Genomic DNA, 23,155 nt, shown 5'->3' with positions numbered 1-23,155 from the left:
CCTTTACCTTGTGTCGCGGCCCGGTCAGGCCTCGACGTCTTCCTTGTAGGCATCCACCGGGATGCAGGCGCACATGATGTTCTTGTCGCCGTAGACGTTGTCCACGCGCGCCACCGGCGGCCAGTACTTGGACTGCTTCAGCGACGGCAGCGGGAACGCCGCCAGCTCGCGCGGGTAGGCGTGGGTCCACTGGCTGGCCGACACCGCGGTGGCGGTGTGCGGGGCGTGCTTGAGCGGGTTGTCCTCGCGGTCCAGGCGGCCGTCCTCGATCGCGCGGATTTCCTCGCGGATCTGGATCATCGCGTCGATGAAGCGGTCCAGTTCGTACTGCGATTCGCTTTCGGTCGGCTCGACCATCAGCGTGCCGGCCACCGGGAAGCTCAGGGTCGGGGCGTGGAAGCCGAAGTCGATCAGGCGCTTGGCCACGTCCTCGGCGCCGATGCCGGAGGTCTTCTCCAGCGGCCGCACGTCGAGGATGCACTCGTGCGCCACCAGCCCGTTGCGGCCGGTGTACAGGGTCTTGTAGTGCGGGGCCAGGCGCTTGGCGATGTAGTTGGCGTTGAGCAGCGCGACCTGGGTGGCCTTGCGCAGGCCGGCCGCGCCCATCATCGCGATGTACATCCAGCTGATCGGCAGGATCGAGGCGCTGCCGAAGGTGGCGGCCGAGACCATGGCGCCGTTGCCCACGCCCTGGGTGCGCAGGCCGTCGGCGACCAGCGCGCCCGGCAGGAACGGCGCCAGGTGCGACTTGACCGCGCACGGGCCCACGCCCGGGCCGCCGCCGCCGTGCGGGATGCAGAACGTCTTGTGCAGGTTCAGGTGCGATACGTCCGAGCCCCACTTGCCGGGCTTGGCCACGCCGACCAGCGCGTTCATGTTGGCGCCGTCGGTGTACACCTGGCCGCCGTGCTGGTGGATGATCTGGCAGATCTCCACCACCTCTTCCTCGAACACGCCGTGCGTGGACGGGTAGGTCATCATGATCGCGGCCAGGCGGTCGCTGTACTTCTCGGCGTTGGCGCGGATGTCCTCGACGTCGACGTTGCCGTTGGCGTCGGTCTTGGTGACCACCACCTTCATGCCGCACATCTGCGCCGAGGCCGGGTTGGTGCCGTGCGCCGAATCCGGGATCAGGCAGATGTCGCGGTGGCCCTCGCCGCGCGAGGCGTGGTAGGCGCGGATCGCCAGCAGGCCGGCGTATTCGCCCTGTGCGCCGGAGTTCGGCTGCAGGCTCACCGCGTCGTAGCCGGTGCATTCCACCAGCATCGCTTCCAGCCCGTCGATCAGCTCCTTGTAGCCCTGGGCCTGGTCGGCCGGGGCCAGCGGGTGGATGTTGGCGAACTCCGGCCAGGTCACCGGGATCATCTCGGCGGTGGCGTTGAGCTTCATGGTGCACGAGCCCAGCGGGATCATCGTGCGGTCCATCGCCAGGTCCTTGTCGGCCAGCGAACGCAGGTAGCGCAGCAGTTCGTGCTCGCTGTGGTGGGTGTTGAACACCGGGTGGGTCAGGAACGCGGACTGGCGCACCAGGCCGGCCGGCAGCGCGTCGGCGGTGGCCGCGTCCAGCGCGTCCACGTCGACGCGGGCGCCGAACAGCGCGCCCAGCGCCACGATGTCATCGCGGGTGGCGGTTTCGTCCAGGCTGATGCCCACCGCCGCGCTGTCGATCACGCGCAGGTTGTAGCCGGCGGCCACGGCCTTGGCCTGCAGCGCGGCGGCGTCGACGTTGCGCACGTGCAGGGTGTCGAAGAAGTGCTCGCCCACGTCCACGCCGTTGCCGCGCAGCGCCGCGGCCAGGAGGGTGGCCAGGCGGTGGGTGCGGCGGGCGATGCGGGTCAGGCCTTCCGGGCCGTGGTAGACGGCGTACATCGAGGCCATCACCGCCAGCAGCACCTGCGCGGTGCAGATGTTGGAGGTGGCCTTCTCGCGGCGGATGTGCTGCTCGCGGGTCTGCAGGGTCAGGCGGTAGGCCGGCTTGCCTTCGGCGTCGACCGACACGCCGATCAGGCGGCCCGGCATGGAGCGCTTGTAGGCGTCGCGGCAGGCCATGAACGCGGCGTGCGGGCCGCCGAAGCCGAACGGCACGCCGAAGCGTTGGCTGTTGCCGACCACGATGTCCGCGCCCCATTCGCCGGGGGCGGTGATCAGGGTCAGTGCCAGCAGGTCGGTGGCCACCGCCACCAGGCCCTGGCGGGCATGCACGGCCTCGACCAGCGCCTTGTGGTCGCCGATGTGGCCGAAGGTGTCCGGGTACTGCAGCAGCACGCCGAAGCAGTCGGCGTCCAGCGCTTCGGCCGGGGTGCCCACGCGCAGGGTGATGCCCATCGGCTCGGCGCGGGTGCGCAGCAGCTCCAGGGTCTGCGGGTGCACCGCGTCATGCACGAAGAACACGTCCGACTTGGACTTGGCCGAACGCTTGGCCAGGGTCATGGCTTCGGCCGCAGCAGTGGCTTCGTCCAGCAGCGAGGCGTTGGCGATCTCCATGCCGGTCAGGTCGGCGACCATCTGCTGGAAGTTGATCAGCGCTTCCATGCGGCCCTGCGAGATTTCCGCCTGGTACGGGGTGTAGGCGGTGTACCAGGCCGGGTTCTCGAGGATGTTGCGCAGGATCACGTTCGGCGTATGGGTGCCGTAATAGCCCTGGCCGATGAAGCTGCGCAGCACCTTGTTCTTGCTGGCGATGGCGCGGATCCTGGCCAGCGCCTGCACTTCGGTCAGCGACTCGGGCAGGGCCAGCGGGGCGGGCGACTTGATCGCGCCGGGGACGATGGCGTCGGTCAGCGCGTCGAGCGAGTCATGGCCGACCACGCGCAGCATCTGCGCGATTTCGGCATCGTTGGGGCCGATATGGCGGTCGACGAAGGCGGAGGCGTGTTCGAGTTCGCGCAGCGAAGGCGTGTTCTGGTGCATGACGGACGTCCGGAGGTGGCGTGCGGGGCTGGGGCGGCGGCCGCATGCCCTCCGGCAGCGGTTCCGCGCACGCGGCACCACGGCCGGCAAGCCGGTGGCTCGCCTCGTGCCCCTCTGTCCTTTTGCCTGAGAGTTTGGAAGGCGCGACCTGCGGGTCGCGCGCCTCGTGCACCTTCGGCGCCGGATTGAACCGGTCTCTCCAGAGTTTTGACGCAGGTGGTATCGGGCCTGAGCGATTGCGGGCGTTTGCGCCTTCGGCAGCGATGAACCGCTTCTCCCACCGTGTAGCGCGCCGATTATAGCCGTTGCCCCGGGCGGCCGGCGCGGTCGCCAGGCTGAACGGGCCACGCCGCCGGCGCGTGCCGGGCACCGGTGCGCGTGGCGTCGCGGCGGCGGCGGGCCTATCATGTGCGGCTTCCCGTTGTTCCCAGGCGCCGCCCGCACAGGGCCGGCGCCCGTCGTGCGTCGCCGCGCACGCCCCGCCGGATACGCCATGACCACCGCTTCGCCGTCCACCCGCCGCCTGGCCCTGCTGCTCGCCGGGCTGTCCATGTTCGGCCCGTTTTCCATCGACACCATCTTCCCGGCGTTCCCGCTGCTGGCGCGGGAGCTGGCGGTGGACGAGGTGGCGGTGCAGCAGACCATCAGCGTCTACCTGCTGTTCTACGGCCTGATGAGCCTGGCGCACGGCCCGCTGTCCGATGCCTGGGGGCGCAAACGGGTGATCCTGGGCGGGCTGGTGCTGTTCACCGCCGCCTCGGTCGGCTGCGCGCTGTCCACCCACCTGGGCACGCTGCTGGTGTTCCGCGCGCTGCAGGGCGTTTGCGCCGGCGTCGGCATGATCGTCGGCCGCGCGGTGATCCGCGACCTGTACCACGGCCCGGACGCGCAGCGGCTGATGAGCCAGGTGTCGATGATCTTCGGCATCGCACCGGCCATCGCCCCCATCATCGGCGGCTGGATCCTGCTCGGCGGCGGCGATTGGCCGCTGATCTTCTGGTTCCTAGTGGTGTTTTCGCTGCTGCTGGGCGCCGCTACCGCGCGCTGGCTGCCGGAAACGCACCCGGCCGCGGCGCGCACGCCGCTGTCGCCGCGCGGCCTGCTGCGCGACTACCTGCGCATCGGCTTCAACCCGCGCTTCCTGCGCCTGGCGCTGGCTGGCAGCGTCAACTTCGGCGGCATTTTCCTGTACATCTCCTCGGCGCCGGTGTTCGTCATGCAGCACCTGCGCCTGGGCGAGGGCGGCTTTGCCTGGTTGTTCATTCCCACCATCGGCGGCATGACCACCGGCGCGTTCCTGTCCGGACGCATGGCCGGGCGTACCGTGCCGGTGCGGCAGATCAGCATCGGCTTCGCCTGCTGTGCGCTGTCGGCGGCGCTGAACATTGCCTACGCCGCCTCGGTGGTGCAGCTGCAGCTGCCGTGGGCGGTGCTGCCCATCTTCCTGGGCGGGCTGGGCATGGCGCTGATCTTCCCGGTGCTGGCGCTGGCGGTGCTGGACATGTACCCGCAGCAGCGCGGCCTGGCCTCGTCGCTGCAGGCCTTCGTGCAGCTGATGATCAGCACCCTGGTGGCCGGCGTGGTGTCGCCGCTGCTCAGCGGCAGGCCGCTGCACCTGGCACTGGGCATGGCCGGCTTCATGCTGCTGGGCTTCGCGTTCTGGTACTGGGAACACCGCCGCGAGCGCCACCTGGCCGGCCCGCACATGCACGTCTAGACGGCCTCCATTCCCGCCTCACCCCGACTGCGTCATTCTCCCCCTACCGGCCAGCATGGCCGCCACCGGAAGCTGCCACCATGTCCATCCATTCCAAGGGCCGCCGCGAGGCGAAGAAGAAGCTGGCCGAGCGCGAGCGCAACCAGGCCGCGGCCAACCCGGCGCCGAAGCCCGCGGTGGAACCGCACGCCGAACTGCGCGACCAGCAGCGCACCCTGCTGGCCGGCATCGTCCGCCGCGACGGCGAGTGGGTGCTGGGCATGGACGGCAGGATCGCCGGCGAAACCCCCAGCGCCGCCCGCGTGCTGGCGCTGATCATGCAGGCCGCCGAGCTGCACGAACGCAGCGGCACCCCGGTGCGGCTGATGTACTCCGATGCGCTGAAGGACGCCGCGCATGCCGAGGCGGCGGAGCAGGGCATCGACTTCGACACCTGGAAGCGCAACCTGGCCACGGAGCTAGGTCTCGGCGCGAAGGACGCCGTGGCCACGCATTGAGTTGTTGATGCGGGTGAACGGACAAGGGCGCCGGGTGGCGCCCTTGTTGTTTCCACCGGCAGCGCGCGGCGGTGGGCTGGCCCCGCTATGCCATGCCGGCGCCCACCGTGGCCCGCACCGGGATGCCGGCCGGGTCGAAATCCTCCAGGCAGAACACGTTGATGCCGTAGTGGTCCGGGGTGACGCGCTTGCGATGGAACGGGTAGATGCCACAGGTCCGGCAGAAGTAGTGCGTGGCGGTGAAGGTGTGGAATTGATACGCCGACAGCTGCTCCTGGCCCGCGAGCAGGCGGAAGTCGCTTTCGTGCACCTTCACCATCAACGCGTTCTTGCGGCGGCAGATGGAGCAGTCGCAGGTCGTCAGCTCGGCAAAGTCACTGGTGATCTCGAAGCGGACGGCGCCGCAGTGGCAGCTGCCGGCGCAGGGGGTGCGGGGACGGGCGGACATGAGGGCAGGTGAAGGGCGAGTGGTCGGGGCAGACTAACGCCAACCGGGCCGGTTGGTCGCGCGGGCCGGCGCACACGGGAGCCCGGCAGCAGATGCCCGGGCATTGCGCGCCAGCGCCGGCCCCCTGTTGCGTCACACGGCAAAGCCCGCGACCGCGGCATGGGGATCGCCACGACGCGTAACCCGTTCCTTCTCCAGGAGCCGCCGGATACCCGCGCGCCACGTTGCGCTGCGGAAGCTGTCGGCGTTGGCATAGGTGCCGAACGACTGAGGCGTGGCTGTCGCGGGTATCAGCGTTGACCAACCCAGCGGGCTGGGAAACACCGGCACGGCGTTGCCCAGGCATGGGCGATGGCCCATGGCTGGACGTGTTTCGGGCGGCCGCCAACCCGCACGCCCTGAGGCCGGCGCCTGCACGGAAAGCGCCGTCCGTTGGCGGACATCCACGGCGATGATCGCGTTCGTCATCCAGGCAAAGGGCGCACGCGCGGACGACAATCAGTGAAGCCAGTGCGCCCATGCCCTGGTCAGCAGGAAGGCAGTGCCGGCATACCCCGCCGCGGCCATCAGCCACACCCGGTGCGGGGCGCGTGCCTGCTGCAGCAGCCAGACCACACCCAGCAATGACAGCACGAACATGATGGCCGCCATCACATAGGCCTGCGGGGCGGGTACGAAGACCGACCAATGGCCGCGCTTGCTCGACGTGGTGAATCCGTGCCCCGCAAGAATCAGGCACCCGCCTGCAAGCGCGAAGAATGCGAGGGAGAAAACGGCGGCGAACTGTGCCTTGCGCATGGGATGCCTGCCGTCAGCACCGGGCCGGGCCGCGAAGGGGGCGCGATGGCAATGGGCGTCGAGCCGCCACGGTAAGGTCCCGGCTCAGCATGCGCGACGGTAGTGCAGGGCGACCGCGCCGCAGCGCAGTGGCTGCGCCGACACCCGTTCGAGTCGTCGCGAGGCGGGCAGCCCACCCGCGTACAGGGTCGGGCCATGGCCGGCGATCCTGGGGTGGACGAGGAACCGGTACTCATCGATCAGGTCCAGCCGGTCCAGCGCGTTCGCCAACATGCCACTGCCCAGGAGCACTCCGCCCGGCGTGGCGTCCTTCAGTTGCTGCACGCCCGTGCGCAGATCGCCGGCGATGCGGTGGCTGTTCGCCCAGGAGAAATCCGTTCGCTTCGCCGATACCACGTACTTCGGTTTGGCCTGCAGTTTGACCGCCCACTCGCGCATCGATGCGGGCGCCTCCACCTCGCCGCGGGCCACTGCCGGCCAGTGGCTTTCCATCATCTCGTAGGTGACACGCCCCCACAGCATGGCGCCGCTCTCGTCCATCAGCCGGGTGAAGAAGGCATGCGTCTCGTCGTCGACTATGCCCTCGCGGTGGTCGATGCAGCCGTCCAGGGTGAGGTTCATGCTGAAGATCAGAAGTCCCATGGTGCTCTCCGTGCGCGGTGCGTGCAGGCCTTGTTCCGCCGACGCGTTGCTGTTGCGGTTGCATGACAAAGGCGAACTCGCCGGGTTGCAGATCCGGCCTCTGGTAGCGCTGGATACAAGTACCTGGCGAACTTCAACCCTACTTCATACCTGGTGCTGCGGAGCGTCGGCCTGGGCGAACGGCCGCGCGGCTCACGTTGCGGCTACGAGACCACGACCGCCGACTGGATTGGTTTCAACATGCTCGCTGAAGCCGGTGATAAATGGCCTGGCTCGCCTGATGGCGTCCTGCACGGCGGGGAGCGTCAGCGAATTCGCGTGATGCTCCTTGCTGTCCCAGACCTCAGTCACCCAGATCGCATTGGCATCTGCCGGGTCTTCGGCTACGACATAGCTCAGGCAACCGGGCATGGCGTTCACGCCTTCAAGTAGTGCGGCAACGACCGCAGGGCGCTGGCCCGGTACGACGTCGATCTTTCCAATGAGACCGTACATTGGTGCTTTCTCCGCGCTGGTGGCGATTGATGGTAGTGCCGATGAGGCAACGCCCATGGCACTGGCAAGCAGGAATTCGCGGCGGCTGACATCTTTCATGGGGTGCGCCTGATGTCTGGGTAAGGCAGAGCTGCGAAGCGGGTTCGGGGCGGCGGATTGTTGGGCCTCTGCCCATTGGTCACCAGTGAGGCAGACAATGCGTCAAGGGTGCACGCAGCCATTGTACTGCCACCCGTTGACCGCAAGCCCGTAATACCCGGCGCCGCAAATGTCGCGATGAGTCGCGAGCGATGAAAAGCCACGAGTACGAAGAGTGCGGACACACCTGTATGTCGATCCCTCGCCCTGGCGTGCGCTTGTGTCCGCATGGGGCCCGCATCAACGGCAATACCCTGCGCCCGGTGGAGACCAGTCTGTGGCCGCGACTTCCCCCTCTTTGGGTAGCACGACGATCTGGAGTCCAATTTCCAATGAGGTGAAGATTGGATGTGAAGAGATGGTTTGCCGAAGAGCAGGTCATAGGCTTCCTGCGTGAGGCTGAAGCGGGCATAGCGGTGAAGGACCTGTGCCGGCGGTATGGATTCAGCGAGGCCTCCTGCTACCTGCGGCGCAGCAGGTTCGGCGGCATGAGCGTGCCGGTGGTCAAGCGGCTCAAGGGGCTGGAGGCCGAGAACAGGCGGTTGAGGAAGCTGCTGGCCGAACAGTTGTTCGAGAACGGCGTCCTCAAGGACGCCCTGCGAAGAAAGGGATGGCCGCATCGGCTCCCTTCGTTGCAGCGCACTGGCCTTTCGTTGCCACGCCATCGGGCTGCCGGCTTTTGCCCTGCGCCTGGCACCCGCCCCAGGCGGCGCGAGCTGGCCCCTGGGCGCGCCTATAACACCGGCATCAGCTGGATCATCGGCAGGTAGGCCGAAACGAGCGCCAGCGGCACGCCCACGATCAGGATCAGCAGTCCGGATACCCCCGCGGCGATCGCGCGACTGGCCTTGCCCGGCCAGCACAGCCGGATCAGTAGCACCAGCGCCGGGGCGAGCCAGATGGCGGGGTAGAAGCGCGTGGCCAGCCGGGTCGGCAGTGGCAGGTCGGTGCCGCGCAGGGTGAACGCGGTGAAGGTGTCGGCGAACTGCGGGTAGACCACCATGCCGATCACGCTGATGGCCACGGCGGCCAGCACGCTGGCGATCAGGCCGGTGAGCAGCCACACGGTGTCCCTGGACAGTCCGGGCGCAGCCTGGGCGCGGGGCAGTTCGGGTGGTCCGCTTGCGGGGAAGTCGGTCATGGGGCGTCTACGGGGCGTCGCGTTGGCATGCGCTGCATGCGCGGAAGGAGGTGAACGAAGGGCGCCTTGCCGGCGCCCTTCGTCTTCATGCCTGGACCGATGCCAGGGTCATGGCGCGGCCGGCTTCACCGGCTGCGCGGGACCGGCCTGCCACCCGCACATCTGCCCTTCGTTCTGCTGCTTGAGCCATTCCTGCAGCGGGGCGAAGTACTCCAGCATGGGCGCGGCGTCGAGCTTGTCGGTGCCGGTCAGTTCCTTGAGCGTGGCCTGCCACGGCTGGCTGGCGCCCTTGCTGAGCATGGCCCAGTACTTCTGCCCGGCTTCCTTGTTGCCGTAGAAGGTGCACTGGTTGAGCGGGCCGGTGTAACCGGCGGCGTCGCACAGGCCCTTGTAGAACTGGTACTGCAGGATGCGCGCCAGGAAGTAGCGCAGGTACGGGGTGTTGCCCGGCACGTGGTACTTGGCGCCGGCGTCGAAGAATTCCTCGCCGCGTGCGCTGGCCGGGGCCACGCCCTGGTACTGGGCCTTCAGTTCCCACCATTTCTGGTTGTACTGCTCGGGCTTGATCGAGCCGTCAAACACGCCCCAGCGCCAGCGATCGATCATCAGCCCGAACGGTAGGAACGACACGCCGCTCAGGGCCATGCGCATCTGCGCGTTGATGGTGGCCTCGCGGCTTTCCTGCGGCTTGTCGACCAGGCCAATGGAGTTCAGGTACTGCGGGGTCATCGCCAGCACGATGGTGTCGCCGATGGCTTCGTGGAAGCCATCGTTGGCACCGCCCTGGAACAGCGGCGGCAGCGGGTTGTAGGCCAGGTCGTAATAGATGTGGCCCAGCTCGTGGTAGATGGTGGTGAAGTTCTCTTCGGTGGGGGTGATGCACATCTTGGTGCGCACATCCGGGCCCACGTCCTTGCCATCGCCGCCCATGTTCATGTCCCAGGCGCTGGCGTGGCAGACCACGTTGCGGTCCAGCGGCTTGATGAACTGGGTGTTCTGCCAGTAGCTCGGCGGCAGCTTGGGCATGCCCAGGGAGACGTAGAAGTCCTGCGCGCGCTCGGTCATCTGCCGCGCGGTGGCCAGCTCGGCCTCGCGCTGGGCCTTGAAGCGGGCGGCGACGTCGGCGTTGGCGCCGGCCTTGGCCAGCGCCGCGCTCAGGTTGCCCTGGTGCTGCTTCTCGAGCGCGGCGGTGATGTCCAGGCTGCCGGCGCCGGGGTAGGGCTGCAGCTGGTCCCACAGGTTGCTCCAGTCCTGCTGCCACATGTTGCCGGTCAGGTGCGCGGCGATCAGGCCGCCGCCGACTTCGGCCTTGTCCTTGCCGTATTCCTTGTCCAGCTTGGCGCGGGTGTAGCAGTGCAGCTGTTCGTACAGCGGCTTGACCTGCTCCCACAGGCGGTCGGTTTCCGGGCCAACCTGTTCGGCCGGCATGTCGTAGCCGCTGCGCCACATCTGCCCGGCATCGGCATAGCCCAGTTCGCGCGCGCCTTCATTGACCAGTTCGACGAAGCGCTGGTACGGCTTGCGCGAGGCCACGGCGGTGGAGTGCCAGCCCTGCCAGGCGTCGAGCTGCTTGTCGTAGTCGTGCGAGCGCGCCAGTACCTGCTCCAGCTCGCCGAGCTGGCGGCAGTTCTGCTGGTCGCCTTCGCCGGTGCAGTAGGTGCCGGCGCCGTAGTCGCCCTCCAGCTTGGTGGCGATGGCGGCCAGCTCGGCCAGCTTGGCCGGGTCGCGCGGGGCGGGCATGGCGGTCATCAGCTTGAGCAGGTGCAGGGCACGCCGGGTGTCCTCGCTCATTGGCTGGCCTTCGTACTTGCCGGCCTGCTCGATCCAGCCGTTGAGCGTGGTCAGCCAGCGCTCGTTGGCCTTGGCCGCCACGCGCGCGGAATCGTCGTTGATGTAGGTGGACGACAGCCACTGCGCCGAGGTCATTTCCGGGTACATCGCCTTGAACTCGGCATTGATCCGGGCGACGAACTGGTCGGCGCTTTCGGCCGGCGCGGCCTGTGCCGTCGGTGCAGCGGTGTCGGTGGCGGCTTCCTTCTTGCAGGCGGCCAGCGACAGCACGCCGGCGCTCACGGCAAGGGCCAACAGCAGGTGACGTTGTTTCACGCGATTCCCCGGTGGTATTGGATCGGCGAAGGCTAGAGGGCCGCGGCGGCCGCGGCAAGGGGGTGGGTCAGCGCTTGAGTGCCATCAGCAGCACGCCGCCGCCGATCATCGCCACGCCCAGCCATTCGCGCCATGCCAGGCGCTCGTGCAGGAAGGCGAAGGCGAACACCGCCACCAGCACCACGCTGAGCTTGTCCACGGGCGCCACCTGCGAGGCGGGACCGCGTTGCAGGGCGCGGAAGTAGCACAGCCACGAGGCGCCGGTGGCCAGCGCCGAGAGCAGCAGCCACAGCAGGGTCCTGCCGGGCAGCGCCAGCGGGTTGCTCCACTTGCCGGTGGCAGCCACGAACAGGCCCAGCACGGCGACGATGGCGATGGTACGCAGCAGCATCGCCAGGTCGGCATCGACCTGCTGCAGGCCGAGCTTGGCGAAGATCGCGGTCAGCGCGGCGAAGGCCGCCGACAGCACCGCCCAGGGCAGCCATTGCGGAAGGGTGGCCATGGTGGGTTCTCGCAATGCCGGTTGGATGATCCCGCGGCGGGACCGGTTGCTAGCCGGCGCACCCGGCGAACAGGTCGCGCTCGCGCTCGTACACCGAGGTGGTGACCTGCATCAGCCCCAGTACCGAGGGGAACAGGTTGTCGTGGTCGCTGCGCTGGCGCGCGCGCTCGCGCAGGCACTGCAGGTCCAGTCCGCGGCTGGCGGCGAACTGCGGGGAGAACCACATCACCATCGGCACCCGGGTCTGTTCGTCCGGTGCGATGGCGTACGGCACGCCATGCAGGTACAGCCCCTTCTCGCCCAGCGATTCGCCGTGGTCGGAGAGGTAGATCATCGCCGTGTCGTAGTCCTGCATGTCGCGCAGGGTGGCGATGGTGCGGGCCAGGAAATGGTCGGTGTAGCGGATGGCGTTGTCGTAGCTGTTGACGATCTGGCCGCGGCTGCACTTGCCCAGGTCCGGGGTGTCGCAGGTCGGCACGAACTGGCGGAACGCCGCCGGGTAACGCTGGAAGTAGCTGGGGCCGTGGTTGCCCAGCTGGTGCAGGACGACCACGCGGTCGCCCGGCCGGGCACGCACCTGCGCGGCCAGGTCGTCGAGCAGGATCTCGTCCATGCAGCGGCCATCGGCGCACAGTCCGGGCTTGGTGGCGTCGTCCAGCCGCTGGGTCTCAAGCCCTTCGCACACGCCCTTGCAGCCGGACTGGTTGTCGCGCCACAGCGTGGCGATGCCGGCATGCTGGAGCACGTGCAGCAGCGACTGGTGCGCGCGGATCTTCTTGGCGTCGTAGTCGTGGCGGCCGAACGGCGAGAACATGCACGGCAGCGATACCTCGGTGCTGGTGCCGCAGGCATGCATGTCCGGGAAGTTGATCACCCCGGCCTTGGCCAGCTCCGGCGTGGTCTGGCGGGCGTAGCCGTTGAGGCCCCAGTTCTGCGCGCGCACGGTCTCGCCGACCACCAGCACCAGCAGGCGCGGCTTGCTGTCGGCCGCGCGCGGCGTGGCCTTGGCATCGGTACCGAGCGGCAGCTTGGGCTGGTTCTTGATCGGGTTGGAGCTGATCAGGTTCTGCTTCAGTGCGATCAGGTAATTCGCCGGCGTGGCCAGGTATCGGACCTCGCGGTGGTTGCGCATCAGCGCCGATACGTTCTGGAACGAGGCCAGCGTGCCGGCACCGGACACCACCACCACGCCCACCAGGAACAGCAGCCGCCACAGCAGGGCGCGGCTCCAGCTGCGGCGGCGCAGGCGCAACCGCCACAGCAGCACGCAGGGCACCAGCGCATACACCAGCAGCGGCAGGAGCAGCGCCGGGGTCATCAGCTCGCGCGATTCCTTGTGGTCGGTGGCCAGCACGTTGCGCAGCATGTCCGCGTCCAGATAGACGTTGAAGCTGTTCATGTAATGCGTGGCGAAGGCGGTGGTGACGAACAGGATCGTCAGCAGCACCTTGGCGTTCCAGCGCCACACCAGCAGGCCCAGCAGCAGCGCGTGCACGCCCATCAGCAGGGCGAACAGCGACACCGCGAACAGTACGCTGCCGGGGTTGGTGGCCAGGGCGTCGCGCCAGAACAGGCCGTTGCAGGCCAGGGCGAAGAACGCGCTCGACAGCAGGATCAGCGTTTCGGTGGAGATTTCCGGGCGCCAGCGGCGCAGCCGTGCGAATGCGCTGGTCGATGCCGGCAGATGCGGTGAAGCCGTACTCATGCGTGGGTTTCTTCCTTGAACGGGGTGGCCTTGGCCGGGGGGAACATCAGCAGGTAAAGCAGTACCGCCACGGTCCAGCTGACCGCCAGCGACCAAACATCATGCGAGAAAAAGTGCGCGCCGCGCAGCTGCTGGGAAAAGCCGAACAGCAGCCCGGTGGCCACCGCCACGGCGAGTGCGGCCCAGCGCCAGCGCGGGCGTACCTGCAGGGCGAAGAAGTACAGCGCCACCCAGCCGTAACCGGCGCTGGCATGGCCGGCCGGGAAGCAGGCGGCGTGGCCGAGCACCACCGGGCGCGGCTCGAACAGGCCGATGAACGGGCGCAGGCCGCCGTAGCGCTCCAGGTCCCAGGGGCAATCCATCTGGGTCATGGATTTGAGCAGGGCGACCACGCCGGTGGACAGGCCCACCGCCAGCAGCAGGTACAGCAGCGGCCGGCGCAGGGGCTTCCAGCGGGCGTCCAGGCAGGCGCGCAGCAGCGCCAGCATCACCAGCACCGCGGCCAGGGTGCTCAGGTTCTTGCCGCCGCGGTGGATGACGTGGGTGGTCCACCAGGCATCGCGGAACGCCCAGCGGCCGCCTTCCCAGCGGTAGAGCTGGTCGGCCAGCCACTGGTCGCCGTTGCCGGCCATCAACACCAGGCTGGCGGCCACGGCCAGCAGCAGCGGGAGCAGCAGGTGGCGGGCCAGGAAGCCGCGCCGGGTGGCGGCAAGGCCGGGCGCGGGCAGCACATACGGGGGCGGCGAGGACGGGATGGCAGGCACGGATGCGGAGCCTTCGACGATGAATGGCCGCATGGTGGTGGCGGCCATGTCGGAGAGTGGTCGGAGGCCCGTTGCCGCGGCGTTAACCCCGCCCCGCGTTCAGTCCTCGTCGGTCTCGCCGGCCGTTCCCGCGACCTGGCCGTGGGTGGCGGCCACGCAGGCGGTATCCAGCGCGGTGCCCGGCAGCAGCTGCCACTGGTTGCGGTTGGCGCTGCCGATGTCGATCACCGCGGCCGGGTCGGCGCAGGGGGTCATGGCCTGCTTGAGGACGAACAGCCAGCGCCGTTCCGGGGCGGCGGCCACCCATTGCCCGGCCATCTCCCACTGCTCGGGCCACGGCCGCTTGAAGCCGAAGTCCATCGCCTGCGGGTGGGTCTGCAGCAGGTTCTGCTCACGCCAGGCGACCATGCCCAGTTCGCCGTCGCCGATGCGCTGGCGCACCTTGTCCATCACCGCCGAGGCCGAGCTGTAGGGGTCCAGGGCCGGCATCAGCCCCAGTCCGTACATCGTCCACAGCAGCACCGTGGCCAGCACCGCGGCCAGCCCGGCGCGGCGCAGGCGCAGCGCCGCCACCAGCACCAGCGCGGCAATGCCGAAGCCCAGCAGCCAGGCGCCGACCCGTGGGACCACCGCCGGGTCGATCGCGCGTTTGGCCGCGCTGCGCTGCGCCCAGCCATCGGCGTGCTGCAGTGCGTCGTAGCCGACCGCCAGCATCGCCACCGCCAGCAGCGTCACGTACAGCAGCAGCGCCCAGCGCACGCCGCTACGGCGCAGCAGGCCGGCCAGCAGCGGCGCGGCCGCCACCGCCAGCGCCGGCAGCATCGGCAGGATGTAGACCTCGCGCTTGCCGGGGCTGGCGCTGAAGAACAGCAGCACCAGCAGTGCCCAGCCGAGCAGTACGATGTAGCGCGGATCGGCGCGGCGCAGCCGCCGCCACCAGGCCGGCACCAGCCACGGCAGCAGCAGGCTGCCCGGCAGCCACAGCGTGGCGATCACCTGCAGGTAGTACCAGGCCGGCTGGTGGTGGTGCCAGGCGTTGGCGTAGCGGGTGCCGGTCTGCTTGAACAGCAGTTCGTGGGCGTAGGACTGCAGGCCGGGGTCGGGGTTATTCAGCAGGGCAATGCCCAGCGGCGCCAGCCACACCCCGGTACCGGCAATGAACAGCGGCAGCAGCAGCCACCAGCCCCAGCCGCGCCCGGCGCCGGGCGCGTCGGGGTGGCGCCAGCGCCAGGCGGCCCAGGGCAGCAGCGCCAGCAGCGGCAGGAAGCCCACGCCCTTGGTCACCGTGCCTACGCCGGCAGCGAAGGCGCCCAGTGCCAGCAGCTTCCAGTCGGGCCCGAGCAACGTGTGCCGCAGCAGCGCCCACAGCGACAGCGTGGTCATGCCCACCAGCACCATGTCGATCTGCGCGCGCTTGGCCATGAGCCCGAACTGGATGCACACGAACAGCGCCAGCACCGCGTAGCGCGCCACGCGCCGGTTCCACAGCCGCCGCGACAGGTCCCAGGTGAGCCACAGGGTCAGCAGCGCGGCCAGCAGCGACGGCAGCAGGAAGGCGATGTTCCAGTGGCCCAGCACTTTGTAGGTGGCGGCCTGGATCCACATGAAGGTCGGCGGCTTTTCGGCATACAGCTCGCTGCCGCGGTGCGGCAGCAGCCATTGTCCGGTCTCCACCATCTGCCGCGCGGCCAGCACGAACCGCGGCTCGTCGGGCGGGGAGGGCTCGCGCATGCCGAGTCCGGCCAGCAGGCTGGCCACCACCAGCGCCAGCAACAGGTACCACGAGGCGGGGGATCGAAGGCGGGTCGGGCGCACGCTGGGCTCGTCTTGGGAGTGGACGGGAAGGATCGCGCCGCCGGCGTGGGAAGCGCGTCGTAGCGCGCATTGTGACCTGTTTCGACGTCGCTCCGACCAGTGCTGGGGCTACGATGGCCGGGTACCGCCGGTCCGTCCGCCGCCGCCGATGGCGCCGGCGCGCGTCCGCCGGCGAGGCGCCATTCCAAGGGTTCTGCACATGCGGCTGCTGGTCATCGAAGACAATCGCAACCTGATCGCCAATCTTTTCGACTATTTCGAGGCACGCGGGCATGTGCTCGATGTCGCCCCCGATGGCGTGACCGGGCTGCACCTGGCCGCCACCCATGCCTATGACGCGATCCTGCTGGACTGGATGCTGCCGCGCATGGAAGGGCCGGAAGTGCTGCGGCGGCTGCGCGAGGAACACCGCTCCGAGGTGCCGGTGATCATGCTCACCGCGCGTGACGAGCTGCCGGACAAGATCGCCGGTTTCCGCGCCGGCGCCGACGACTACCTGACCAAGCCCTTTGCCCTGCCGGAACTGGAGGTGCGGCTGGACGCGGTGCTGGCGCGCACGCGCGGCCGCAACCCGCGCAAGGTGCTGGAGGTGCATGACCTGCGCCTGGACCTGGCCACCCTGGAGGTGCAGCGCGGCGGCCGCCCGCTGCACCTGTACCCGGCCTGCCGCAAGCTGCTGGAAGTACTGATGCGGGCCAGCCCGGCGGCGGTGCCGCGCGACCAGCTGGAGTACGCGCTGTGGGGCGAGGAGCCGCCCGACGGCGACATGCTCCGCTCGCACATCTACGAACTGCGGCGCAGCGTCGACGGGCCGTTCGCCGAGAAGCTGCTGCATACCCTGCCGCGCGTGGGCTACCGGCTGTGCGCGCCGGACGCACCGGCCATCGCGGACCCGGCGGCAGGCGACGGGCGATGAAGCGGCGGACGCTGCGGCGCAAGCTGCTGGTCTGGCTGGCCAGCTATCTGGCGCTGCTGACCCTGGTGGTGTTCAGCGCCGCCAACTACGTGCACGAGCGCGCCGAGCACTCGGTGTGGCGGGCGCTGCTCAACTCCGAACTGGACAGCGTGATCGCGAGCAAGCGTACCGACCCGGATTACCGCTGGCAGGATTCGGACACCCTGCACTTCTTCAGCGAGCATGATGCCCACGGCATTCCCGACGTGCTGGCGCACCTGGCGCCGGGGCTGCACGACGGGGTCCGGCTGGAAGGCCACCGCAGCGCGGTGATGGTGCGCCAGACCAGCGACTTCGGGCGCACGATGCTGGTACTGGACATCACCGATTTCGCCGAACTGGAACACTTCATCACCCGCTGGGCGGTGCTGGCCGGGATCGCCATGGTGGTCGTCACCCTGTTGATGGCGTGGGTCGGCATGAACCGCCTGGTGCGCCCGCTGGCCGGGCTGGCCGCCGATATCGCCGCGCTGCAGCCCGAGCGTAGTGGCCAGCGCGTGCAGGTCGCTGCCCGCGGCAGCAGCGAAATGGAGGTGATCGCCGATTCGGTGAACGATTACCTGGAGCGCAACGAGCGCTTCGTCGAACGCGAACGCGCCTTCATCAGTACCGCCAGCCACGAACTGCGCACGCCGATCGCGGTGATCACCGGCGCCGCCGAACTGGCGCTGGAGCAGCCCGGGCTGCCGCCGCGTGCGCAGCAGCAGCTGCAGCGGGTGCGCAGCACCGCGTCGAGCATGGAGCAGCTGATCCAGCTGATGCTGCTGCTCGCGCGCGACCCGGCGCGGCTGGCGGCGCTGAGCGAGCCGCTGGCGCTGGAGCAGCTGTTGCCGGAGATCGTGGCCGACCATGCCTACCTGGCCAGCGGCAAGGAGCTGTCGGTCGAAGTGATGCAGGCCGCGCCGTGCACGATCGTCGCGCCGGTGGGCGTGGTGCAGGCGGCGGTCGGCAACCTGCTGCGCAACGCGCTGGAGAACAGCGACCGCGGTGTGATCCGCCTGTGGCTGACGCCGCATGCGGTGGTGACCATCGACGACCCGGGCCACGGCATGAGCCCGGAGGAAGTGGCCGCGGCCTACGCCAAGACCGCGCGCGGCGAACGCAACATGCGCACCGGCATCGGCCTGGACCTGATCGGCCGCCTGTGCGAGCACCTGGGCTGGAAACTGGACATCCACTCGGGCCGCGAACGCGGTACCCGGGTCATCCTGGACATGGGCGCGTCGCGGCCGTAGCCGGGTGTCGCGCGGGAGCGACGGCACGCGTGCGCCGCGGGTGTGTTTTCGCCGCAGGCCCGGGGCGGCCGCCTCAGGCCGGCAGCAGGCCGCGTTCGAGCAGCCATTGCCGGGCGTCGTCGGCATCGTGCTCGAACCAGGCACGGGTGGAGCCCAGGCGGTAGGTATAGCCCCAGGCGTCCATGTCGGCCATCAGCCGCGCGCTGCCGACCCCGGGCAGCTGCCCGGCGAGCACGATCTGCAGGTAGCAGGTGGCGTCTTCCTCGGGCACCGAATCGGTGGCGTCGGTATGCACCAGCGCGCGCCGCTCCGGTGGCAGCACGATCAGGTGGCAGGCTTCGTGCAGCATCGAGTGCACCGGGGTGTCGGCGCGCACGTAGACGTCGCTGGCGATGATCCCGGCTTCGGGTTCGCCCCAGTAGCTGCCGGGGATCTTCGCGCCGTCCTCGACCCGGTTCAGGCGCAGGCCGTGGCGCGCGAGTAGGGTGGCCGCGGCGTCCCAGGCGATATCGCCCACGCACAGGATGGCGGCGGCTGCGTTGGCCGGCGGAGTCGACATCGTCACAGGCGGGGCCGGGACCGTCGCCCGGTCCCGGCTCGCGGCATCAGCCCTGCGGGCCTTCGGGCAGGGCCACGGAAATGTCGAGCACGTCGTGCTCGCCGTCCTTGACCAGGTCCACCTTGACCGCGTCGGCGTCGATGTTGACGTACTTCTTGATCACTTCCAGCAGCTCGCGCTGCAGCAGCGGCAGGTAGTCCGGGCCGCCGCGGGTGCTGCGCTCCTGCGCGATGATGATCTGCAGGCGGTTCTTGGCGGTTTCGGCCGTGCTCTTCTTCGCCTTGAAGATGTCGAACAGTCCCATCGTCACCCTCCGAACAGCTTGCTGAAGAAGCCCTTCTTCTCCACCGAAATGAAGCGCATCGGGCGCTCCTCGCCCAGGATGCGGCCCACCGCGTCCTCATAGGCCTGGCCGGCCATGGATTCGGTGTCCAGGATCACCGGCTCGCCCTTGTTGGAGGCGTTGAGCACGTCGCCGGACTCGGGGATCACGCCGATCGCCTTGAGCCCCAGCACTTCCTCCACGTCGCCGATGCTGAGCATCTCGCCGCTTTCCACGCGCGCCGGGCTGTAGCGGGTCAGCAGCAGGAAGGCGGGCACGCTCTTGCCGGCCTCGGCGTTGGCGGTCTTGGAGTCGAGCAGGCCGATGATGCGGTCCGAGTCGCGCACCGAGGACACTTCCGGGTTGACCACGACCACGGCGCGGTCGGCGAAGTACATCGCCAGGAACGCGCCCTTCTCGATGCCGGCCGGCGAATCGCAGATGATGAAGTCGAAGCCGTCGGCGGCCAGGTCCTTGAGCACCTTCTCCACGCCTTCCTTGTTCAGCGCGTCCTTGTCGCGGGTCTGCGAGGCGGCCAGCACGTACAGGTTGTCGAAACGCTTGTCCTTGATCAGGGCCTGCTTCAGCGTGGCCTCGCCGTGGACGACGTTGACGAAGTCGTACACCACCCGGCGTTCGCAGCCCATGATCAGGTCCAGGTTGCGCAGGCCGACGTCGAAGTCGATGACGGCGACCTTCTTGCCGCGCCGGGCCAGGCCGCACGCGATGCTGGCGCTGGAGGTGGTCTTGCCGACGCCGCCCTTGCCGGAGGTGACTACGATGATTTCAGCCAAAGGATTTCTCCTGAATGTTCCGTGGTGGGCTGCGCGTCAATCCAGCGCAGCGATCATGATCTGGTCCTGCTCCAGCCAGACCTGCACGGCCTTGCCGCGCAGGTTGTCGGGAATATCGTCCAGCACCTTGTAGCGTCCCGCAATCGCGACCAGTTCAGCGTGGAAGTCGCGGCAGAAGATGCGGGCACCGGTATTGCCCTGCGCGCCGGCCAGGGCGCGGCCACGCAGCGTACCGTAGATATGGATGCTGCCGTCGGCGATCACCTCGGCGCCGGCGCCCACCGTTGAGAGTACGGTCAGGTCGCAGTTCTCGGCGTACAGCTGCTGGCCCGAACGCACCGCGCCCAGCTGCATGCGCCCGGGTTGCGCGGCCGGTGCCGGTGCCGGTGCGGGTTCGGGCGCGCGCCGGGCCGGAGCGGGCGCCGGGGCCGGTGCCGGCGGGGCGGCATCGGCGCGTTCGTACTGGGCACGGAACTTGGCCAGCAGCGGCAGCCCGAGCTGGACCGAGAGCTGCTCGACTTCGCTGGTGCCATAGGCCAGCGCCACCGGCAGCACGCCGGCATCGCGCAGCCCGTCCAGCAGCGCCTGCGCGCTGGCCCGGTCGGGAACGCGGCTGAGGCCGCCGAAATCAAGGATCACCGCCGCGCGCCCGAACAGCTTGGGCGCGCGCGCCACGCGTTCGCGCATTTCCTGTACCAGCCGCTCCACGTCGAGGGTGCGGATGCGCAGGTTGGCGATGCCCACCTGCCCGATCTTCAGTTCGCCTGCCTGTTCGTAATCCGGATTCACTGCCATCTCAGGTTCCCGTCGGCCGCTGCTGCATGGGCCGGCGTGTGTGGCCCGCCCACGGAACGTCGGGCAGGTTGTCGCCATAGGTTTCCTTCACCCACTCATAGCTGCACAGGTCCTTGAGCAGCATGCTGGCACGCACGTCCACGGCCGGCATCGTGTTCTGCCCGACCTCGCGGAAGCCGAAGCTGCCATGGAACAGCAGCGCGGCGTCGGCGCCATGGTCCAGGAACACCTCGCAGGCCATCTGCGGGTAGCGCAGCTCGGCGTAGCTCTGCGCGTCGGCATAGAACGCACGGCCGACGCCGCCACCGCGGCGGCGGCTGGCGACCACGATGCGGTCGATATAGAAGAAGCTGGGGTAGCGCTGCTGGAACCAGGCGAAGTTGCAGCTGTCGTGCTCGGCGCTGCTGCCGTAGCCGACCAGGAAGCCGGCCATGTTGCCGTCGCGCTCGGCGACGCGGAAATACTCGGCGGTTTCGTAGAAGCGGCGGATCTTGGCGGCATCCAGCGGCAGGATGGCCAGGCCGGCGTTGTTGTTCAGTGCCAGGACGGAATCGAGCTCGTGCTCGCGCACGTCGCGGATGACGATCGACATTGTGACTCCGTGGGTGAAGCGGTCGGCCCCGAGTGAGGGGTGGGGGCTGGCCGGCGATTATCGCATGGCCGGCCGGACCGGGCGAGCGCCATCCGGGCATGACTTCCGTGGGAGGGCGCAAAGCCGCCGCGGTCCTTACCATGCACCCATGTTGGGATATCTCAGCCATACCCGCGTCCTGCGCCTGGCCGGCCTGTTCACCTGGGGCCTGGTCAGCCTGCCGCTGCTCTACACCCAGTACGCGCCGGCCGAGGGCGAGCTGCCGCCGAGCCTGGGCGAAGCCACCTGGCTGCTGGCCGCGTACCTGGCGTTCGGCGTGTGCTACTTCTGGCTGACCCGCGGGCTGACCGCCGGTGGCCACACCAGCTGGTACGACCGCCTGGCCCTGCTGGTGCTGACCCTGTCCGGACTGGCGGTGAGCTACCTGAGCGTCACCGGGCTGGGCAGCATCCTGCTGATGGTCGCGGCCGGGGTGATCCCGTGGCTGCTGAGCAAGCGGGTCGGGGTGGTCTGGCTGGTGCTCAGCCAGCTGGCGGTGCTGCCGGTCTACCACCTGATCATGGGGCTGCCGCTGTTCGAGGCGCTGCTGCAGTCGCTGCTGTATGCCGGGTTCTCGATGTTCATCTTCGTGACCAGCCTGGTGGCGCGGCAGCAGACCCAGGCCCGCGAGGAACAGCGCCGGCTCAACGCCGAGCTGCGCGCGACCCGCCTGCTGCTGGCCGAGAGCGCGCGGGTCAACGAGCGCACCCGCATCTCGCGCGAACTGCATGACCTGCTCGGCCACCACCTGACCGCGCTGAGCCTGAACCTGGAAGTGGCCGGCCACATCACCGAGGGCCAGGCGCAGGAACACGTGCGCCAGGCGCACACCTTGGCCAAACTGCTGCTCACCGACGTGCGCGAGGCGGTCAGCCAGCTGCGCGAGAGCGGGGCGATCGACCTGGCCGCGGCGCTGCGGCCGCTGGCCGAGCGGGTGCCTTCGCTCGAGATCCACCTGGACATGGACGACCCGCTGAGCGTGGAAGACCCCGAGCGCGCCCACGTGCTGCTGCGCTGCACCCAGGAAGTGATCACCAACGCGGTGCGCCATGCCGGCGCCCGCAACCTGTGGATCCGGGTCGAGCGCGCCCATGGGCGGATCGTGATCGACGCCCGCGACGATGGCGTCGGTGGCGAGGTGGAGGACATCCTGCCCGGCAATGGGCTGCGCGGCATGCGCGAACGCCTGGCGCAGTATGGCGGCGAACTGGACGTGTCGGCACGGCGCGGCGAAGGCTTCCACCTTCGTGCCTCGCTGCCGGTGGCAACCCATATGATGCTGGCCTCCGGGCCGCAAGGAGTGAACTGATGATCCGCGTCTGTCTGGTCGATGACCAAACCCTGGTACGCCAGGGCATCCGTTCGCTGCTGGCGCTGGACGACGGCATCGAAGTGGTGGCCGAGGCCACCGATGGCCGCCAGGCCGTGGAAATGATCCCGCAGGTGGCGCCGGACGTGGTGCTGATGGACATGCGCATGCCGGTGATGTCCGGGCTGGAGGCGCTGCAGACCCTGTCGCGGCTGGGGCAGCTGCCGCCGGCGATCATCCTGACCACGTTCGACGACGACCAGCTGGTGTTGGCCGGGCTCAAGGCCGGTGCCAAGGGCTACCTGCTCAAGGACGTGACCCTGGAGCAGCTGGTCGGCGCGATCCGCACCGTGGCCGAAGGCGGCTCGCTGGTGCAGCCGGCGGTGACCCAGCGCCTGCTGTCCGGGCTGGAGCACATGCGCAACGAGTTCGTCAGCCTCGACCGGCCCGATCCGCTGACCGACCGTGAGACCGAGATCCTGCGGCTGATGGCCAGCGGCTTTTCCAACAAGGAGATCGCCAATTCACTGGGCGTGGCCGAGGGCACCATCAAGAACCACGTGTCCAACATACTGAGCAAGCTGGGCGTGCGCGACCGCACCCGGGCGGTGCTCAAGGCGTTCGAGCTGCAACTGGTGTGAGCGGCCACCGCGCCGCGCGCCCGGGCCATACGGCTGCGTCCGGCGGGCGTTGCCGCGCCGGCGGATGCCGGTATGGCGGAATCTGCTTTCGAATGAATCTCATGGAACGACTGGTGCGGAGGCCGCCGGTAGAGGGAAAATAAGCGGCGTCGCACCCCTCGCCAGCCCGGCCCGCGCATGGCATCGTGCAGGGCCCCGGCGGCGGGGTGGCAGCCTTTACGGCCTTCGGCCCGCAT

At 69.1% G+C, this 23,155-nt stretch carries 23 protein-coding genes, 1 pseudogene and 1 riboswitch; of the genes and pseudogenes, 7 read left to right on the top strand and 17 right to left on the bottom strand.

Annotated elements, in window-relative coordinates; translation table 11 throughout:
* Positions 1 to 24: 24 nt before the first annotated feature.
* Entirely contained in the window at positions 25 to 2,910 is a 2,886-nt protein-coding gene (gene gcvP, locus AC06E6_RS14430; protein ID WP_240212129.1) for an aminomethyl-transferring glycine dehydrogenase, read from the bottom strand.
* Between the two features lie 104 nt (positions 2,911 to 3,014).
* Positions 3,015 to 3,123: riboswitch (glycine riboswitch) on the bottom strand.
* Between the two features lie 280 nt (positions 3,124 to 3,403).
* On the opposite strand from gcvP, the gene AC06E6_RS14425 reads away from it, so the two are divergent.
* Positions 3,404 to 4,627: a multidrug effflux MFS transporter gene (locus AC06E6_RS14425; RefSeq protein WP_478061799.1), complete on the top strand. Its 1,224-nt coding sequence runs from the start codon at positions 3,404 to 3,406 to the stop codon at positions 4,625 to 4,627.
* An 80-nt stretch (positions 4,628 to 4,707) separates the two neighbouring features.
* A complete protein-coding gene (locus tag AC06E6_RS14420; protein WP_478061797.1) occupies positions 4,708 to 5,124 on the top strand; it encodes a hypothetical protein in 417 nt (138 codons plus the stop codon).
* A gap of 85 nt (positions 5,125 to 5,209) precedes the next feature.
* Here the strand turns inward: AC06E6_RS14420 and AC06E6_RS14415 are convergent, their stop codons facing one another.
* From AC06E6_RS14415 to AC06E6_RS14395, 5 genes are all read right to left on the bottom strand, one after another.
* A complete protein-coding gene (locus tag AC06E6_RS14415) occupies positions 5,210 to 5,572 on the bottom strand; it encodes a GFA family protein (RefSeq protein ID WP_313231551.1) in 363 nt (120 codons plus the stop codon).
* A gap of 132 nt (positions 5,573 to 5,704) precedes the next feature.
* Positions 5,705 to 6,040: a hypothetical protein gene (locus AC06E6_RS14410; protein WP_478061795.1), complete on the bottom strand. Its 336-nt coding sequence runs from the start codon at positions 6,038 to 6,040 to the stop codon at positions 5,705 to 5,707.
* 30 nt (positions 6,041 to 6,070) lie between these two features.
* A complete protein-coding gene (locus AC06E6_RS14405) occupies positions 6,071 to 6,370 on the bottom strand; it encodes a hypothetical protein (protein ID WP_104939274.1) in 300 nt (99 codons plus the stop codon).
* Between the two features lie 84 nt (positions 6,371 to 6,454).
* On the bottom strand, positions 6,455 to 7,012 hold the full coding sequence (locus tag AC06E6_RS14400; RefSeq protein ID WP_161613470.1) for a dihydrofolate reductase family protein: 558 nt from the start codon (positions 7,010 to 7,012) through the stop codon (positions 6,455 to 6,457).
* A 192-nt stretch (positions 7,013 to 7,204) separates the two neighbouring features.
* Positions 7,205 to 7,606 (bottom strand): putative quinol monooxygenase, encoded by a 402-nt coding sequence (locus AC06E6_RS14395; protein WP_478061793.1) that lies wholly within the window; start codon positions 7,604 to 7,606, stop codon positions 7,205 to 7,207.
* A 389-nt stretch (positions 7,607 to 7,995) separates the two neighbouring features.
* Here AC06E6_RS14395 and AC06E6_RS14390 point away from each other — a divergent pair.
* Positions 7,996 to 8,250, top strand: a pseudogene (locus AC06E6_RS14390) (transposase); the annotation flags it as partial.
* Positions 8,251 to 8,378: 128 nt separating this feature from the next.
* Here the strand turns inward: AC06E6_RS14390 and AC06E6_RS14385 are convergent.
* From AC06E6_RS14385 to AC06E6_RS14360, 6 genes are all read right to left on the bottom strand, one after another.
* Positions 8,379 to 8,786 carry a hypothetical protein gene (locus tag AC06E6_RS14385; protein WP_478061791.1) on the bottom strand — a complete coding sequence of 136 codons (408 nt, stop codon included), beginning with the start codon at positions 8,784 to 8,786 and terminating at the stop codon, positions 8,379 to 8,381.
* 108 nt (positions 8,787 to 8,894) lie between these two features.
* Entirely contained in the window at positions 8,895 to 10,892 is a 1,998-nt protein-coding gene (locus AC06E6_RS14380) for a M2 family metallopeptidase (protein ID WP_478061790.1), read from the bottom strand.
* A 67-nt stretch (positions 10,893 to 10,959) separates the two neighbouring features.
* A complete protein-coding gene (locus AC06E6_RS14375) occupies positions 10,960 to 11,394 on the bottom strand; it encodes an EamA family transporter (RefSeq protein WP_478061789.1) in 435 nt (144 codons plus the stop codon).
* A 49-nt stretch (positions 11,395 to 11,443) separates the two neighbouring features.
* Positions 11,444 to 13,099: a phosphoethanolamine transferase gene (locus AC06E6_RS14370; protein WP_478061787.1), complete on the bottom strand. Its 1,656-nt coding sequence runs from the start codon at positions 13,097 to 13,099 to the stop codon at positions 11,444 to 11,446.
* On the bottom strand, positions 13,096 to 13,884 hold the full coding sequence (locus AC06E6_RS14365; protein ID WP_478061808.1) for a phosphatase PAP2 family protein: 789 nt from the start codon (positions 13,882 to 13,884) through the stop codon (positions 13,096 to 13,098). Before AC06E6_RS14365 ends, AC06E6_RS14370 begins: the two co-directional genes overlap by 4 nt.
* A gap of 78 nt (positions 13,885 to 13,962) precedes the next feature.
* Positions 13,963 to 15,678, bottom strand: a complete 1,716-nt coding sequence (locus tag AC06E6_RS14360) for an ArnT family glycosyltransferase (RefSeq protein WP_478061785.1) — start codon at positions 15,676 to 15,678, stop codon at positions 13,963 to 13,965.
* 199 nt (positions 15,679 to 15,877) lie between these two features.
* On the opposite strand from AC06E6_RS14360, the gene AC06E6_RS14355 reads away from it, so the two are divergent.
* Together AC06E6_RS14355 and AC06E6_RS14350 are read left to right on the top strand one after the other, a co-directional pair.
* Positions 15,878 to 16,594 (top strand): response regulator transcription factor, encoded by a 717-nt coding sequence (locus AC06E6_RS14355; RefSeq protein ID WP_161613465.1) that lies wholly within the window; start codon positions 15,878 to 15,880, stop codon positions 16,592 to 16,594.
* The gene (locus tag AC06E6_RS14350) at positions 16,591 to 17,868 is read left to right on the top strand and encodes a sensor histidine kinase (protein WP_313247814.1); all 1,278 of its coding nucleotides are present in this window, start codon (positions 16,591 to 16,593) and stop codon (positions 17,866 to 17,868) included. Before AC06E6_RS14355 ends, AC06E6_RS14350 begins: the two co-directional genes overlap by 4 nt.
* A gap of 73 nt (positions 17,869 to 17,941) precedes the next feature.
* Here the strand turns inward: AC06E6_RS14350 and AC06E6_RS14345 are convergent, their stop codons facing one another.
* Genes AC06E6_RS14345 through AC06E6_RS14325 form a run of 5 tightly spaced genes read right to left on the bottom strand, consistent with a single transcriptional unit; the run spans position 17,942 to position 20,930 of the window.
* Positions 17,942 to 18,427, bottom strand: a complete 486-nt coding sequence (locus AC06E6_RS14345) for a hypothetical protein (RefSeq protein WP_312346118.1) — start codon at positions 18,425 to 18,427, stop codon at positions 17,942 to 17,944.
* Between the two features lie 46 nt (positions 18,428 to 18,473).
* A complete protein-coding gene (gene minE / locus AC06E6_RS14340) occupies positions 18,474 to 18,731 on the bottom strand; it encodes a cell division topological specificity factor MinE (protein WP_104939267.1) in 258 nt (85 codons plus the stop codon).
* A 2-nt stretch (positions 18,732 to 18,733) separates the two neighbouring features.
* Entirely contained in the window at positions 18,734 to 19,543 is an 810-nt protein-coding gene (minD, locus tag AC06E6_RS14335) for a septum site-determining protein MinD (RefSeq protein WP_161613462.1), read from the bottom strand.
* A gap of 36 nt (positions 19,544 to 19,579) precedes the next feature.
* Positions 19,580 to 20,338, bottom strand: coding sequence for a septum site-determining protein MinC (minC, locus tag AC06E6_RS14330; protein WP_240212118.1), 759 nt, complete (start codon positions 20,336 to 20,338; stop codon positions 19,580 to 19,582).
* Between the two features lies 1 nt (position 20,339).
* Positions 20,340 to 20,930 carry a GNAT family N-acetyltransferase gene (locus tag AC06E6_RS14325; protein ID WP_161613460.1) on the bottom strand — a complete coding sequence of 197 codons (591 nt, stop codon included), beginning with the start codon at positions 20,928 to 20,930 and terminating at the stop codon, positions 20,340 to 20,342.
* Between the two features lie 148 nt (positions 20,931 to 21,078).
* On the opposite strand from AC06E6_RS14325, the gene AC06E6_RS14320 reads away from it, so the two are divergent.
* Positions 21,079 to 22,278, top strand: a complete 1,200-nt coding sequence (locus AC06E6_RS14320; RefSeq protein ID WP_161613459.1) for a sensor histidine kinase — start codon at positions 21,079 to 21,081, stop codon at positions 22,276 to 22,278.
* Positions 22,278 to 22,919 (top strand): response regulator, encoded by a 642-nt coding sequence (locus tag AC06E6_RS14315; RefSeq protein WP_054666964.1) that lies wholly within the window; start codon positions 22,278 to 22,280, stop codon positions 22,917 to 22,919. The genes AC06E6_RS14320 and AC06E6_RS14315 overlap by 1 nt, the downstream gene beginning before the upstream one ends.
* The last annotated feature ends 236 nt before the right edge of the window (positions 22,920 to 23,155 follow it).

The sequence above is a fragment of the Stenotrophomonas sp. Steno-Z10-HUANG genome (assembly GCF_056393075.1).
This window is presented reverse-complemented; position numbering and strand designations above follow the sequence as displayed.

Bases quoted from the DNA above. Each gene is read 5' to 3' on its own strand.
- gcvP (WP_240212129.1), bottom strand. From the start codon at position 2,910: ATGCACCAGAACACGCCTTCGCTGCGCGAACTCGAACACGCCTCCGCC.
- AC06E6_RS14425 (WP_478061799.1), top strand. From the start codon at position 3,404: ATGACCACCGCTTCGCCGTCCACCCGCCGCCTGGCCCTGCTGCTCGCC.
- AC06E6_RS14420 (WP_478061797.1), top strand. From the start codon at position 4,708: ATGTCCATCCATTCCAAGGGCCGCCGCGAGGCGAAGAAGAAGCTGGCC.
- AC06E6_RS14415 (WP_313231551.1), bottom strand. From the start codon at position 5,572: ATGTCCGCCCGTCCCCGCACCCCCTGCGCCGGCAGCTGCCACTGCGGC.
- AC06E6_RS14410 (WP_478061795.1), bottom strand. From the start codon at position 6,040: ATGACGAACGCGATCATCGCCGTGGATGTCCGCCAACGGACGGCGCTT.
- AC06E6_RS14405 (WP_104939274.1), bottom strand. From the start codon at position 6,370: ATGCGCAAGGCACAGTTCGCCGCCGTTTTCTCCCTCGCATTCTTCGCG.
- AC06E6_RS14400 (WP_161613470.1), bottom strand. From the start codon at position 7,012: ATGGGACTTCTGATCTTCAGCATGAACCTCACCCTGGACGGCTGCATC.
- AC06E6_RS14395 (WP_478061793.1), bottom strand. From the start codon at position 7,606: ATGAAAGATGTCAGCCGCCGCGAATTCCTGCTTGCCAGTGCCATGGGC.
- AC06E6_RS14385 (WP_478061791.1), bottom strand. From the start codon at position 8,786: ATGACCGACTTCCCCGCAAGCGGACCACCCGAACTGCCCCGCGCCCAG.
- AC06E6_RS14375 (WP_478061789.1), bottom strand. From the start codon at position 11,394: ATGGCCACCCTTCCGCAATGGCTGCCCTGGGCGGTGCTGTCGGCGGCC.
- AC06E6_RS14370 (WP_478061787.1), bottom strand. From the start codon at position 13,099: ATGAGTACGGCTTCACCGCATCTGCCGGCATCGACCAGCGCATTCGCA.
- AC06E6_RS14355 (WP_161613465.1), top strand. From the start codon at position 15,878: ATGCGGCTGCTGGTCATCGAAGACAATCGCAACCTGATCGCCAATCTT.
- AC06E6_RS14350 (WP_313247814.1), top strand. From the start codon at position 16,591: ATGAAGCGGCGGACGCTGCGGCGCAAGCTGCTGGTCTGGCTGGCCAGC.
- AC06E6_RS14345 (WP_312346118.1), bottom strand. From the start codon at position 18,427: ATGTCGACTCCGCCGGCCAACGCAGCCGCCGCCATCCTGTGCGTGGGC.
- minE (WP_104939267.1), bottom strand. From the start codon at position 18,731: ATGGGACTGTTCGACATCTTCAAGGCGAAGAAGAGCACGGCCGAAACC.
- minC (WP_240212118.1), bottom strand. From the start codon at position 20,338: ATGGCAGTGAATCCGGATTACGAACAGGCAGGCGAACTGAAGATCGGG.
- AC06E6_RS14325 (WP_161613460.1), bottom strand. From the start codon at position 20,930: ATGTCGATCGTCATCCGCGACGTGCGCGAGCACGAGCTCGATTCCGTC.
- AC06E6_RS14320 (WP_161613459.1), top strand. From the start codon at position 21,079: ATGTTGGGATATCTCAGCCATACCCGCGTCCTGCGCCTGGCCGGCCTG.
- AC06E6_RS14315 (WP_054666964.1), top strand. From the start codon at position 22,278: ATGATCCGCGTCTGTCTGGTCGATGACCAAACCCTGGTACGCCAGGGC.